Below are 13,657 nucleotides of genomic sequence, written 5' to 3' on the forward strand. Positions count from 1 at the left end.
GCCAGGCGAGAGGCGTGCCAACTGTAAACCACTGCATACGATAGCTGTCAACGTGTGCGTACAGTGGTTTCCCGGCTAGAATTTTCACGGCGGAAACCTAGGGGGCGGGGATGGCACGGGAACGCACCTTCGCGGAACGGCTGAGTGCCCTGATCGACGCGGCCCGGCTGGACGGCCGCGCGCCGCACAGCTACCGGGAGATCTCCGCGGCCGTCGAGCGTGCGGGCGGGCCGGCGATGTCGCCCGCCTACCTGCAGCAGCTGGCGACCGGGAAGCGGGTCAACCCGAAGATCCACTACGTCGAAGCGCTGGCGCGGCTGTTCGGCGTGCCGGTCACGTACTTCTTCGACGAAGAGGCGGCCGCGCCCCCGGCGGGCGAGGCCCAGCTGATGGCGATGCGGGCGCAGGAGCTGTCGCCGCAGGGCCGCCGTCAGGTGATGGACCTCCTCGACCTCGTCGAACGCTACGAGCGGGCCGAGCGCGAAGGCCGGAATCCCGAGGACACCGCGCGATGAAGGAGCGCGAGCTGCGCCGCCGGTGCCGGAAACTGCTGAAAGACCTCGACATCGGCCCGCCGCTCGACGTCGAGGTGCTGTGCGCGCGGCTGGGCGAACAGCGCGGCAAGCCGATCCGGCTGATGGCGTACCCGCTCGAAGTGCCGGGCCCGTTCGGCTGCTGGATCGCGACGTCGGCCGCGGACTACATCTTCTACCAGGCCGAAACGACGAAATCGCACCAGGACCACATCATCCTGCACGAGCTCGGCCACATGCTGGCCGACCACCACCCGCACGGCGACGCCGAGCCGGCGGACTTCCTGCGCGGCCCCGCTCCGGATCTTGACCCGGATGCCGTACACCGCGCGCTGCGCCGGTCGTCCTACGATGACGCGCACGAGTGGGAAGCCGAAACGGTCGCGACGATCATCCTCGAATGGGCGTCGGTCCTGAACTACACGATCCCCCGGCGCGCCGCGGACCGGGATCTTCGCCGGATCCAGGGGGCGCTCGGCGATCACCAAGGGTGGTTGTGAGCACACTGTTCAGCCCCGTGAACTTGATCGCTATGGTGCTGTTCGCCGCCGCGCTCGCGTGGCGGATCTACCAGGTGCAGCGCGCGCCGACGGTGCCGAACTGGGCCGTGACGGCGTGCGTGGCCGGCTTCGCCGCGGCGTTCCTGCTGCAGCAGACGGCGATTTCCGACGAGGTTGACGCCCTCCTCGGCCGCGGTGCGGCGCGGGTGGCGAACAACGCGCTGCTGGCGTGCGGCATCTGCGCGCTGGTGATCTTCTTCCTCGGCTCCGCGCTGGGCCCCCGCCGGTACCGCCGGGTGGCGGCCGAGCTGGCGCCGCTGGTGGCGGCGATCGCGCTGATGATCGTCGCGATGGCCGTGACGCCGCCCGAGCTGCGCGGCCTCCCGCTGGGGCCCTCGACGGTGCACGACAGCGGGGTCGCGCTGTTCTACCTGGGCGCCGGGCTGTACCTGATCTACGGCCTGATCGCGTGCTCGGCGTGGATCGTGCGGTACCTGCGGGTGGCCGACCGGAACCTGCGGATCGGGCTCAAGCTGAGCGCGATCGGCATGGGCCTCGCGGCCGTGGGCAGCATCTTCCGCGCGCTGTACATCGTGGTGGCGTGGGCGTTCGGGCCGGTGGTGAAGCTCCTGTTGCTGCTCGGCGTGCCGTTCGTGATCATCGGCGGCATGCTGTTCCTGGCCGGCGTCACCTACCCGGGCGTGCGGGCGCGGCTTTCGGCGTTGCGCCGGCGGCGGCAGCACCGGCGCGAGCACCAGGCTCTCGCTCCACTGTGGACGGCGCTGGTCCACACGTTCCCCAGCATCGTCCTGCGCACGCCGCCGCGGCGCGACCGGTTCTCGCCGCGCAGCATCCACCGCGTGCACTACCGGCGGGTGATCGAGATCCGGGACGGGCTGGTCCAGCTGTCGCCGTACCTGGCGGCGGACTTCGGCGAGACCGTGGCGACCGACCCGGGCGCCGCGGCGGCCGCGTTGAAGGCGGCGCTGGCGCGGCACGCGGCGGGCGAGGAGAACGACGGCCGCGCCAAGCAGGTCCTGCCCGCCCACGCGGACGACATCGAATCCGACGTCCGGCCGCTGCTCGCGCTGTCGGCCGCATTGGAGTCGTGACGTGGACACGCTGATCACGGCAGGCCGGGTCCTGCCCCGGCCGTCGGCCCCGGTGCTCGACGGCGCCGTCCTGATCCGCGACGGCGTGATCGTGGCGGCGGGCGCGCGGGCGGACGTCGTCGCGCAGGCGGCCCCGGACGCGGCTCGGCACGACTTCCCGACCGGGACCGCGCTGGCCGGGTTGTTCAACGTCCACGTGCACCTGGCTTTCGATGCTTCGCGGGAGATGCTGGCGCATTTTTCTTCTGCCTCGGATCCGCTGGAAGACGCGCGTTCGCGGCTGACGTCGATGCTGCGCAGCGGCGTGACCACGGTCCGGGACCTCGGCGACCGCGGTCACCTGGGTGCGGCCGTCAGGTCGTCGTTCTCGGGTTCGGTGGCTCCGCGGCTGCTGGTGTCGGGCCCGCCGATCACGGTGCCGGACGGCCATTGCCACTTCTTCGGCGGCGCGGTCTCGTCGGATGCGGCGATCCGCGCGCTGATCGACGAGAACGCGGCGGCGGGCGCGGACGTGATCAAGGTGATGGCGAGCGGCGGCCAGATCACCGAGGGCGGCGCGGACATGTGGGAGTCGCAGTTCTCCGCGCGGGAGCTTTCGGTGGTGGTCTCGCACGCGGCTTCGCACGGGTTGCCGGTGGCGGCCCACGCACACGGCGCGGACGCGATCGCTGCGGCGGTTTCGGCCGGGGTGTCGACGGTGGAGCACTGCAGTTTCCTGACCGGGCCGCGGACGTTCGACCGGCGTGACTCGGTGGCCGCGCAGATGGCTCTTGCCGGGATATCGGCGTGCTCGACGAGCAGCCGGAACTGGCGGGTGATCGTCGAGAAGCTGGGCGAGACCGCGGCGGAGGCGATGTACGGGCGGTTGCCGTGGCTGGAGGAGCACGGGGTCCGGTTGCTGGCCGGGACGGACGCGGGGCTGCCGGGGTCGGTGTTCGACGATCCGGTGGGGGCGTTGGAGTTGTACGAGTGGCTGGGGTTTTCGCGGCGGCGGATCCTGGAGATCGCGACTTGTGATTCCGCGGATGGGCTCGGGCTGTCGGCGGTGACCGGGCGGCTTGAGGCGGGGCTGGAGGCGGACGTGCTCGTGGTCGAGGGGGATCCGCTGGCGTCGCTCTCCGCGCTTCGCAACCCGCTGCTGGTGCTGGCTCGGGGGCGCGCCGCCGCGTAGGTCGGGGCGGGTGGGGCGACCGATCGTTCTGCGCTCGGCATGACCGGTCGTTCTCCCGGCACGGCACGAACGGACCGTTCGCGCCACCTCATCTCCCCGATCGGGGAATGCCCAGTTTGGTGACAGCGTTTTAAAACAGTGTTACAGTCAGCGCCACCCCAACCCGAGGAGTCCCCCGATGCACGGACCCACCCAGCTCTTCACGGTGATCGCCCTGATCTCGCTCCCGACCGTCATGTACGGCGGCTACGCCCTCATGGGCGTCATGAGAGACCGCAAACTCACCGAACACCAGCGAGCGATGTTCCGCGCAGGCCACGCCCACGCCGGCGTCCTCCTGATCCTCGCCCTGGTCGCCCTGCAGATCCTGAGCCGCACGACACTGTCCGACACCACGGTCTGGATCACGTGCTTCCTGCTCCTCTTCGGCATCCTCGCCCAGTCCGGCGGCTTCTTCCTCCACCTCCTGCCCAACCGCGGCAAGCTCCCCGGCCGGGTCACGAGCGTCGGCGCGGTCCTCCTCGCCGCCGCGGTGCTGCTCACCGCCTATGGGGTCGCCTTCGCCTGACGAAGCCGGTCGTTAAGCTTGAGGACGTGCCTGAATACCTGCCGACCGCGCCCTACAAGGGGACCCGGGACTTCCTGCCCGCCGAAATGTCCGTGCGGACCCAGGTGTTCGGTCATCTCTACGACGTCCTCGAGCGCCGCGGCTTCCTCCGCTACGACGGCCCGATCCTCGAGTCGGCCGAGATCTACGAGCGGAAGTCCGGGCAGGAGATCGCGGACAAGCAGCTCTACACCCTCACCGACAAGGGCGGGCGGCGGCTGGCGCTGCGGCCGGAGATGACGCCGTCGGTGGCGCGGATGATCGCCGGGAGCGCCAAGTCGCTCTCCTTCCCCGTGCGCTGGTACAGCCACCCGAACTGCCACCGGTACGAGGCGCCGCAGCGCGGCCGCGTGCGGGAGCACTGGCAGATCAACGCCGACATCTTCGGGTCGGACAGCGCCAACTGCGAGATCGAGATCTTCGAGCTGGTGCACGACCTGATGGCCGCGGTCGGGGCGACGCCGGACATGTTCGTGCTGCGCGTCAACGACCGGAACCTGCTGACGTCGGCGCTCACCGACGTCGCCGGGGTGTCCGAGGACCACCTCTCGCAGGTGTTCGCGCTGGTCGACCGGTGGGAGAAGTATCCGCGCGAAAAGCTCGCCGAGAGCGCCGGCGAGATCGGGTTGTCGGACAAGCAGTTCGAGAAGCTGGCCGAGACGCTCGACATGGGCGAGGCGCTGCTCGACGAGCTGCCCGCCGAGGTGCGGGAGCAGTCGAACCTCGTGAAGGTGCTCAACAGCGGCGCCAAGGACCTGGTGAAGTACGAGCCGATGATCGTGCGCGGGCTGGCGTACTACACGTCGACCGTGTTCGAGGTCTTCGACACCTCGCCGGAGAACCGGCGCGCGCTGTTCGGCGGCGGGCGGTACAGCGACCTCGCGTCGATGTTCACGCCGCAGCAGATCCCGGGCATCGGTTTCGGCATGGGCGACGTCACGCTGATCGACTTCCTCGCCACCCACGGCCTGACCCCGGCGCCGCGCAGCGAGGTCGACGTCATGGTCATCCCGGTGACGGAGGACCTCGCGGACGAGGCTCGGACGGTCGCGCGCTCGCTGCGCGCGGCAGGCCTGCGGACGTCGACGCCGATCGAGCACCGCAAGCTCGGCAAGGAGCTGACCCGCGCGGACAAGGCGGGCGCGGCCGCGGTCGTGATCGTCGGCCAGGAGGACTGGGCAGCCGGCAACGTGACGGTCCGCAGCCTGGCCACGCGCGAGCAGAACCCGGTCGCGATCGCGGACGCCCCCGCGGCGGTCCAGGCGCTGCTGGCCTGAAACCCGCTCGACACCCCTGTCACGCTGAGGGGGTGTTCGATACGCCGCTTTCGTTCCAGGAACTGGAGTCGCTCGCCGGGGGTGACGTCCGCCGGTGGGTGGACTTCGACCTCGCCGTGCGGCGCTGGTGGCGGCCGAACCTCGCCTTCCGCACGGCCGGCCTCGGCCGCCGGCCGCCGCGCGAGGTGCTGGCGGAAGCCGCCTGCTACGCCGACGGGCGGGTGCGGGAGGCCGCGGTCGAGCGGCTGGCGGCCGGCGACGACCCGGAAGCGCTGCCGCTGCTGCTGATCCGCTGCGTCGACTGGGTGGCGCCGGTCCGGGAGGCGGCGCGGAAAGCCGCACTGTCCAAACTGGACGAACCCGCCCTCCGCGCGATGCTGCCGCTCATCGCCGTCCTGGGGCGGCGGCAGGTCGACGCCTGGATGCCCACGCTCTTCCGCGACAACCTGCCCCGCGTGCTCGACACCGCACTGGCGCTGGAAGATCGCGCGAGCCGCCGCTGGGCGCATACGGAAGCACTCGACCTGCTCCCCCGCGAGCGGCTGCTGGACATCGCCCGGCGGGACCACGACCTCGTCGTCCGGACGCTGTGCGGCACCGCACTGCTCGACCGCGGTGAGTTCGTCGGCGAACTCCTCGCCGCCGGGTCGCCGAAGATCCGCATGCGCGCGCTGACGCTCGTCGACGAGGCCACCGTCGAAGCCCACCTGGCGGACCGCTCGTCCCTGGTCCGCTCGATGGCCCAGGCCCTCGTCCTCAAGGCGGGTGGTGACCCCGCCGCGCACTACCGGACGCTGCCCGCCTCCCCCGGCGCGATCGCCGGGCTCGGCGAGACCGGCACCGCCGAAGACGCGTGGCGGCTCGAACAACACCTCGCGGACGAACGGCCCCGGGTCCGCGCGCTCGCGGTCCGCGGCCTGCGCCGGATCGCGCCGGAATCGGCGGCGGTGCGGCCGTTGCTGACCGACCCGTCGCCCGCGGTCGCCCGCCAGGCGGTGGCGTTCCTGCGCGGCAAGCCCGCGCTCGTCGGCGTGCCCGCGCTGCGAGCGCTGCTGGCACCGGGGCTCCCGCGCCACACCCGGCGGACCGGCGCGAACTTGCTCCGCGACCGCGACACCTGGCTGCGCTTGCACACGAACCTGACGCTGCTGCCCGACGCGGACCTGGGCGCCGACGCCGAGCAGGACCTGCGGTCGTGTCACCAGCACCTGGCCGGTGTCTACACCAGACCGCCGGCCGGGCTCAGAACCGAGATCGAGGCCGCCTGCACCGGCCTCGACCCGGCCACGGCCCGCTGGATCCGCTCGATACTCGGCTCCGCCCGGTTCCGCCCCTGATCACGTGGCCGCGTCGGCGCGGAGCAACGTCAAGGTGAACGTCGCTCCCGCGCCCGGCCGGCCCACCGCCGCGATGGTGCCGCCGTGGCCCGTCACCACTTCGCGCACCAACGCCAGTCCCAACCCGAAGCGGCGGCCGTCGCCGTCGGAGCCGCGGGCGAAGCGCTCGAAGATGCGGTCCGCGTCGGCCGCCGGGAAGCCGACGCCGGTGTCGTGGACGCGCAGCTCCACGTGCCGTTCGTCCGGGACGCCCAGCCGCACCTCGATCGAGCCGCCCGGTGGGGTGTGGCCGAGTGCGTTGTCCAGCAACGCCGACAGCACCCGCCGCAACGCCGTCGGCACGCCCTGGACCACGTACGGCCGCCGCTCGCGGGTCACCGCCAGGCGGACCTGGCCCTGTCCCGCGCGGACCGTCTCCGCCGCGACCGCCTCCTCCGCGAGCGATCCCAGGTCCACCAGCTCCAGCGACGGCCGGTCGCCCGCCTGCGCCGACAGCAGCAGGTCTTCGACGACTTCGCCGAGCTCCCGGGTGCCGCGGACCAGCTGGCCGAGGTCCTCCGCGTCCCGGCCCGACGCGCGCCGGGCCAGCAGCTGCGCGCGGGTGTGCAGGCGGGTCAGCGGGGCCCGGAGTTCGTGGGACGCGTCCGCGACGAACGTCCGCTGCCGCCGCAGGGCGTCGGCCAGGGGACGGATCGCCCGGCCGGCCAGCACCCGGCCGCACAGCACCGCCGCGAGCAGCGCGAGCACCTCCGCGACGCCGAGGCCGAACACCAGCGACGAGCGGTCCTGGATCTGGTAGACCTCCTCGAAGTACGCCTGCGACACGACACCGCCGCGGTTCTCGACGCGGATCGTGTACGTCATGCCGCCGATCGGGCGCCGTTCCGTGTGGACGTCGCCGGGCGCGGGCACGGTCGAGGCCAGTGAAGCCACCGGCATCCCGGCCGGCGGCGGTCCCGCGGGCGCGTGCAGCACCGGCGTGAACAGCCAGACGCAGCCCGGCGGGGTCGCCGTGGGGCCGAGCTGGATCGTGCGGGCCAGCACCCGATCGGCGTCGGCGTGCTGCCCGGACAGCATGATCCCGTACGCGATCGCGCCCGCGACCGCCACGAGCAGCGACACCACCACGGAGATCTGCGCGGTGATCGCCCACCGCGCCCGCCGCAGGGCCCCGTCCTCGGGGTCGCCGCGGGGGCTCACACCGCGCCGATCTGGTAGCCGAGGCCGTGCACGGTCCGCACGACGTCCCGGCCGAGCTTGCGCCGCAGGTAGTACACATACGTGTCCACAATGGACTCCCCGGTCGAGTCGGCGAAGACGGCTCCCCGCAGCGACGCCCGCGGGTGGATCGCCTTCGGCCGCTGCGCCAGCGTCCGCAGCAGCTCGAACTCCCGCCCGGACAGCGTGATCCGCTCGCCGCGCGGCAGCACGACCTCGTGCCGCCGCAGGTCGAGGGCCGCGGTGCCGAGCGGGAGGCACTCCGCGCCTTCGAGGTCACGCCGTCCCAGCGCGCGCAAGCGGGCCAGCAGCTCCTCGGCCTCGAACGGCTTGACGAGGTAGTCGTCGGAGCCGGCGTCGAGCCCGCCGACGCGGTCGGCCAGCTCGCCGAGCGCCGAAAGCACCAGGACCCGCGTGGTCACCGCCCTGGCCCGCAGCTGCCGCACCAGCTCCAGGCCGTCGAGCACCGGGAGGCGGCGATCGATGATCATCACGTCGTACCGCCCGGTGAGCCCGAGGTGCAGGCCGCGCTGACCGTCGTGCGCGGCCTCGGTTTCGTAGCCTTCGTCGGTGAGCAGCTCCGCGAGCATGCCCGCGAGCTCGCGGTCGTCCTCGACCACGAGCACCCGCGGTTTCGTCGCCCCATCGTGCACGAGTCCATACTGGCAGTGATTTTCTAAGTTTGAACTATCAACTTTTCCCGGTCACCGGGACCGGTTCCGCCGTCAGGAGCACTTCACTGCTCCCCTTGCGGGCATCGCGCCGGTCGAGCCACGCGAGCACCGGCGCGGTCATGATCGTGGTGACGAGTGCGACGAGCACCAGCACCGTGAACAACGCCGGCGAGACGATGCCGGCGGCGAGCCCGACGTTGAGCGCGATCAGCTGCATCAGCCCGCGGGCGTTGATCAGCGTGCCGACGCGCAACGCGATCGGCTGCGGCTCCCCCACCAGCCGCGCCGCTCCCCAGCAGGCTCCGAGCTTGCCGACGATCGCGACGACCACGCAGAGCACCGCGAACAGCAGCAGCTTCGGATCGGCGAGCAGCGCGAACCGCGTGTTCAGGCCGGAATAGGTGAAGAACAGCGGGAGGAACACGATCCGCCCGATCGGCATGATCTTCGCGAGCACGGCGTCCGCGGCGGGCACGCGGGGGAACACGATGCCGACGCAGAAGGCGCCGAACACCGCGTACAGCCCGATGATGTCGGTGAACCAGGCGGCCGCGAACAGCGTCAACGCCGTGATCAGCATCTTCTGGTCGGCGGAGACCCGTTCGCTGCCCATCGCCTTCGCGAGCACCCGGCGTCCGACGAGCACCAGCAGCAACGCGAACAGCAGGCCGCCGCCCACGGCCAGCGCGACCGGCCCGGCCGAGTCGCCGTGCATGCCCAGCACAACGGCCAGCAGGACCCACGCCAGGACGTCGTCGAGGGCGCCGCAGGCCAGTGCGAGCGAGCCGAACCGGGTGCCGCCGAGACCGCGTTCGGTGATGATCCGGGCGAGCATCGGGAACGCGGTGATGGCCAGCGCGACCCCGACGAACGCCGCCGACGTCGCGAGCGAGACGCCGTCCTTGGCGATGCCGGCCCAGCTCGTGCCGAACACGGCGACGCCGACACCGAGCGCGAGCGGCACCACCGTGCCCGCGGCCGAGATCACGCCGACCGACTTCGCCGAGCCGCGGATGCTGCGGAGGCTGAACTCGTACCCCGCGCCGAACATGTAGATGACCAGGCCGATCTGCCCGCCGACGTAGAGCAGCGGGCGGATGCCGTCCGGGAACAGCGCCGTCTGCACGTCGGGGAGGACCAGCCCCAGCAGTGACGGGCCGAGCAGCACGCCGGAGATCATCTCGCCGACCACCGGCGGCTGACCCAGCCGCACCGCGACCAGGCAGACCAGCCGGCACACGACGAGGATCGCCGCGACGGCGAGGAAGAAAGCCGGTGCCGCTTCGGTGGGGCTCACGAGTTACCTCCGGCGAAGTAGGTGGTGCACAAGGCTTGGCGACGGGCGTCGAGGACCATGTACGTGCCGAACACGAGCTGGGCGAAGCTGCGCCAGACGTCTTCCCAGCGGTCGCGCACCGCGAGCCACAGCAGCGGCAAGCGCTTTCGCCGGGCCCCGTGCGGGGTGAGCAGCGCCGGGCCGCGGTTGGGGATCGACCGCGTGTGCCCGGCCGTGGAGGCGAGGCTGAACCGGCGCAGCACCTCGCGCGTCACCACGCGCATCGTCGGCGGGGCCAGCCCACGGGCCGGGCAGGCGCGGTTCTGCGTGACGCCGAACGGGATGAAAGCGTCCTTTTCGGACTGGGCGGCGAACTCCGGGTAGCTGAAGCACAGCACCGTGCCCGCCGGGATGGTCAGGTCCGCCAGCTCGATGTCGGCGGTCGAGATCCGGTGCGCGATGCCGAACAGCGGGTACCGGCGCAGGCCGTCGTCGATGACTCGGTCGAGGTAGGCGTCGTCGTCCGGGTGCTCGGCGAGGCGCCGCTGGGTGTCCGGGGACTTCGCGATGATCATCAGCAGGTGCGCCATCGCCTCCGACATCTGCACGACGGCCGTGTTGAAGAACGTGCCCTGCAGGTAGTAGGCCTGCTCCTCGGGGGTCAGGGACGCCGGCAGCGGGTGCGGGACGTCGGCGAGGCGCCGCCGCAGGTACTTCGTCAGCCGGGCCCGGCGGCGCATGTTCCGCGGCCGCACGCACTTCAGCGCCGAGACGACGTCGTCGGCGTGCGCCACGATGAGGTCCCGCGCCTCGGGCGGGCACGGCTCCTCGAAGACCAGCTCGTAGTACAGCTCGGCCCAGATCGGCATCATCTCGTCACGCAGCCGGACGAGCCCGGGCTCGACGCCGTCGAGGACGTGCGCGGCCACCCGCCGGGCCAGCTCCTCGGAGTCCTTTTTGGACCGGATCAGGATGTGCCGGGTGCACTTGGCGACTTCGTCGTAGCGCGGCCCGGGTTCCAGGTGCTCCTGGTGCACCTCGGGGCCGGGCGCGAGCCAGTACCAGAACAGGTCGGACAGCGCGGCCCCGCGGCTGCGGCCGTTCGCCGCCGGGTCGGCGTAGACGCGCCGGAAGTCCTCGACGCCGACCCGCTCGCCGGGGATGGTCACCGCTTCCTGGCCGTTGACCAGCGCGAAGATCTTCATCCGCAGCGCCACGACCCGGCTGGGCAGCCACACGGGCGCGGTCAGCGCGGCGCCCGCCGCCAGCACCTTGCCGATCATCGCCGCACCTGGTCCGGGGTCAGGTCGGCCGGGTGCCGGCCGCCGCAAAGGGCGAGCGCCTGGTCGAAGTCCTCCCGCAGCAGCTCCAGGACCTCCGTGACGCCTTCGCGCCCGCCCGCGGCGAGGCCCCAGACGATCGGGCGGCCGACCGCGACCGCGTCCGCACCCAGCGCCAGCGCCTTGACGACGTCGGTGCCGCGGCGGATCCCGCCGTCCACCAGCACCGGGATCGCCCCGCCGACAGCGGTCGCGATGTCGGGCAGTACGTCGATGGTGGCGGGCACGGTGTCGAGCTGGCGGCCGCCGTGGTTGGACACGACGATCCCGGCGACGCCGTGGTGCACGGCCAGCCGCGCGTCCTCGGCGTGCAGCACGCCCTTGATCAGCACCGGCAGCTTCGTCTTGCCCCGCAGCCACGCGATGTGGTCCCAGTTCAGCCCGGCCGACATGACGATCTCGCGGACATGGCTGGCGTTGCCGCCGCTGCGGTTCTCGCCGATGTTCCGGAGGTTCTCCACGACCAGCCCCGGCGGCAGGTCGTGGAAGTCGTTGCGGTCGTCGCGTTCGCGGCGGCCGAGCACCGGCGAGTCGACGGTGACGACGAACGCCTTCACCCCGGCCGCTTCCGCCCGGCGCACGATCGCTTCGGTGAACTCCAGATCCGGTTGCAGGTAGAGCTGGAACCACAGGCCCGGATCCGGCGCGACCTCGCGGGCCGCCGCGGCGACGTCCTCGATCGCCGTGGTGGCGGCCATGCTGACGACCATGATCGTGCCCGCCCGCGCCGCCGCCCGCGCCGTGGCGAGTTCGCCGTCGGCGTGCGCGAGCCGGTGGAACGCCGTGGGCGCGACCAGGATCGGCATCGACGACGACGTCCCGAGCAGCTCGATGCTCAGGTCCCGCTTGTCGCTGCCGCGCAGGACCCGCGGCAGCAGCCGCAGCTTCTTGAACGCGGTTTCGTTCTCCCGCACGGTGATCTCGTCCTGCGCGCCGCCCGCGAAGTAGTCGTAGTGCGCCGGGTCGAGGCGCTCGCGGGCCGCGGCCTCGAACTCCGCGATCGTGCGCATCAGAGCTCCCGCGAGAAGAACGCGGTCAGCGGTTCGACGTGCACCTCTTTGTCCCACTCGTTCTCGAGGTTCTCGGTGACGTGGTGGGTGGCGACCAGCTCGCCGCGGCGGTAGTGCCGGACGATCGGGTGCAGGTAGTGGCCCTCGCCGTGGTCGTTCGCCTTGTCCTGCGCGGCCCGCGCGACGAAGTCGAACGGGTCGATCTTGTCGTGGTCGGGGCCGTAGTCGAGGGTGACGACGTAAGCGTCCTCGGGCGGGTCGGCCAGCACGCGGTCCACCGGCACCTCCTCGAGGTAGCGTGCGGTGTCGCCGTCGACGACCACGACGTCGCCGAGGAAGCCGAACTGCTGGTACAGCGCGGAAGTCCGGTTGATCCGGGTGATCACGGCGTCGGTCAGCGTGTCCGGTTTGGCGGGCAGTTCGGTGCTCGGCCACGGTGTGCCGTGGTAGCGCTCGTTCAGCACCTTGGCCAGCGCGCGGGCGCCGTAGCGGAAGCCGTGGATGAACGCGCTGGTGGCCTTCTTGAAGTCGCGGACCTGCGTGATCGTGCCGGCGAAGTAGAGGTCCGGCACGTTCACCGACTCCCAGCTCGGCGTCTGCGCCGGGAAGCGGTCGTTGATCGTGAGCTCCGGGCGGCAGTCCTCGTCGAAGAGTTCCGCGTCGAAGCGGAAGCCGGTGCAGCAGATCACGCGGTCGTAGCGGACCTCCTTGATCACCTCGTCGGCGCGGGCGAAGGCGAACTTGACGTGGTAGCCGTCGGCGTCCTTGCGGACCTCGCGCACGTCGCCGTCGAGGATCGCGTGCTGCAGCTTCAGCTGGTACATGTCGAGGATGCCCGCGTTGTAGGCACGCAGGTGGCCGACGAAGTGCGTGCGCCAGGCCAGTTTCACCGGCCGCGGGCCGCCGACGTGCACAACAGCGGCCTTCTCGATGAGGTTGTCCGCGGTCTCGAACGCGGAGTTCCCCTTGCCGAGCACCAGGACGCGCTGGTCGGTGAACTCGTCCGGGTCGACGCTGACGTCGACGTACTGGTCGATCAGCTCGACGCCGGGGAACCGCGGGATGTACGGCTTCGTGACGCCGGTGGCCATGATCAGCCGCTTCGCGCGGAACTCGTCGTCACCCGCGGTGAGAACGAAGAGAGCGCTTTCCGGATCGCGGTGGATGCGCGTCACCCGGGTGTCGTAGCGGATGTTCACCCGGTACTTCGCCGCGTAATCGGCGAGATAGCGCAGCAGGTCCGGAGCGTCCGGGAAGAGCAGTTCGCTGTAGTTCGTGAACAGCACCGGGTCGTCGTCGCCGTCGGCGAGGATCGAGTTCCAGTCCATCCGGAGGTTGAGCTCCGGGTCGGTGTAGCCGGTGTGCTTCTTGTTGATGGAGATGAGGGTCCGGTGCCGCGGGAAGGTCTCGAAGAAGTGGCCGGGCGCGGAGCCGGCCTCCAGCACCAGGTACCGGTGCCCGGCGCGGCCGAGGAACTGCCCCAGCTGCAACCCGGCCGGCCCGGCCCCGACCACCAGATAATCGAGCACTTCCTCCGCCACGACGACCTCCTGAGGCTCGGCACCGACCACTTGATCGGCGCCGAGCCTGCTCCGGAGATCT

At 71.5% G+C, this 13,657-nt stretch carries 13 protein-coding genes; 7 read left to right on the forward strand and 6 right to left on the reverse strand.

Going from position 1 to position 13,657, the window contains the following annotated elements:
• The first annotated feature begins 110 nt into the window (after nucleotides 1-110).
• The 7 genes from H4696_RS29145 (at nucleotide 111) to H4696_RS29175 (ending at nucleotide 6,537) form a co-directional block, all read left to right on the forward strand.
• Nucleotides 111-515 carry a helix-turn-helix domain-containing protein gene (locus H4696_RS29145; RefSeq protein WP_086858254.1) on the forward strand — a complete coding sequence of 135 codons (405 nt, stop codon included), beginning with the start codon at nucleotides 111-113 and terminating at the stop codon, nucleotides 513-515.
• Nucleotides 512-1,033, forward strand: coding sequence for a hypothetical protein (locus H4696_RS29150; protein ID WP_086858255.1), 522 nt, complete (start codon nucleotides 512-514; stop codon nucleotides 1,031-1,033). The genes H4696_RS29145 and H4696_RS29150 overlap by 4 nt, the downstream gene beginning before the upstream one ends.
• Nucleotides 1,030-2,145, forward strand: a complete 1,116-nt coding sequence (locus tag H4696_RS29155; RefSeq protein WP_086858256.1) for an MAB_1171c family putative transporter — start codon at nucleotides 1,030-1,032, stop codon at nucleotides 2,143-2,145. The genes H4696_RS29150 and H4696_RS29155 overlap by 4 nt, the downstream gene beginning before the upstream one ends.
• Nucleotide 2,146: 1 nt before the next feature.
• Nucleotides 2,147-3,316, forward strand: coding sequence for an amidohydrolase family protein (locus H4696_RS29160; protein WP_086858257.1), 1,170 nt, complete (start codon nucleotides 2,147-2,149; stop codon nucleotides 3,314-3,316).
• 178 nt (nucleotides 3,317-3,494) lie between these two features.
• On the forward strand, nucleotides 3,495-3,884 hold the full coding sequence (locus H4696_RS29165) for a hypothetical protein (protein WP_086858258.1): 390 nt from the start codon (nucleotides 3,495-3,497) through the stop codon (nucleotides 3,882-3,884).
• Between the two features lie 26 nt (nucleotides 3,885-3,910).
• Complete coding sequence (hisS, locus tag H4696_RS29170) at nucleotides 3,911-5,200, forward strand: histidine--tRNA ligase (protein WP_086858259.1); 1,290 nt, start codon at nucleotides 3,911-3,913, stop codon at nucleotides 5,198-5,200.
• 32 nt (nucleotides 5,201-5,232) lie between these two features.
• The gene (locus H4696_RS29175; RefSeq protein WP_249026925.1) at nucleotides 5,233-6,537 is read left to right on the forward strand and encodes a hypothetical protein; all 1,305 of its coding nucleotides are present in this window, start codon (nucleotides 5,233-5,235) and stop codon (nucleotides 6,535-6,537) included.
• On the opposite strand, the gene H4696_RS29180 is transcribed toward H4696_RS29175, so the two are convergent.
• The 6 genes from H4696_RS29180 to H4696_RS29205 form a co-directional block, all read right to left on the reverse strand.
• The gene (locus H4696_RS29180; RefSeq protein ID WP_086858260.1) at nucleotides 6,538-7,737 is read right to left on the reverse strand and encodes a sensor histidine kinase; all 1,200 of its coding nucleotides are present in this window, start codon (nucleotides 7,735-7,737) and stop codon (nucleotides 6,538-6,540) included.
• A complete protein-coding gene (locus H4696_RS29185) occupies nucleotides 7,734-8,381 on the reverse strand; it encodes a response regulator transcription factor (protein WP_086858261.1) in 648 nt (215 codons plus the stop codon). Before H4696_RS29185 ends, H4696_RS29180 begins: the two co-directional genes overlap by 4 nt.
• 64 nt (nucleotides 8,382-8,445) lie before the next feature.
• Nucleotides 8,446-9,726: a cation:proton antiporter gene (locus H4696_RS29190; RefSeq protein WP_086858262.1), complete on the reverse strand. Its 1,281-nt coding sequence runs from the start codon at nucleotides 9,724-9,726 to the stop codon at nucleotides 8,446-8,448.
• On the reverse strand, nucleotides 9,723-10,988 hold the full coding sequence (locus H4696_RS29195; RefSeq protein ID WP_086858263.1) for a cytochrome P450 family protein: 1,266 nt from the start codon (nucleotides 10,986-10,988) through the stop codon (nucleotides 9,723-9,725). The genes H4696_RS29190 and H4696_RS29195 overlap by 4 nt, the downstream gene beginning before the upstream one ends.
• A complete protein-coding gene (locus H4696_RS29200) occupies nucleotides 10,985-12,055 on the reverse strand; it encodes an alpha-hydroxy acid oxidase (protein ID WP_086858264.1) in 1,071 nt (356 codons plus the stop codon). Before H4696_RS29200 ends, H4696_RS29195 begins: the two co-directional genes overlap by 4 nt.
• Complete coding sequence (locus H4696_RS29205; RefSeq protein WP_169734915.1) at nucleotides 12,055-13,596, reverse strand: NAD(P)-binding domain-containing protein; 1,542 nt, start codon at nucleotides 13,594-13,596, stop codon at nucleotides 12,055-12,057. Before H4696_RS29205 ends, H4696_RS29200 begins: the two co-directional genes overlap by 1 nt.
• Nucleotides 13,597-13,657: the final 61 nt, after the last annotated feature.

The organism is Amycolatopsis lexingtonensis (assembly GCF_014873755.1).
In the GTDB taxonomy this organism is placed as follows: Bacteria; Actinomycetota; Actinomycetes; order Mycobacteriales; family Pseudonocardiaceae; genus Amycolatopsis; species Amycolatopsis lexingtonensis.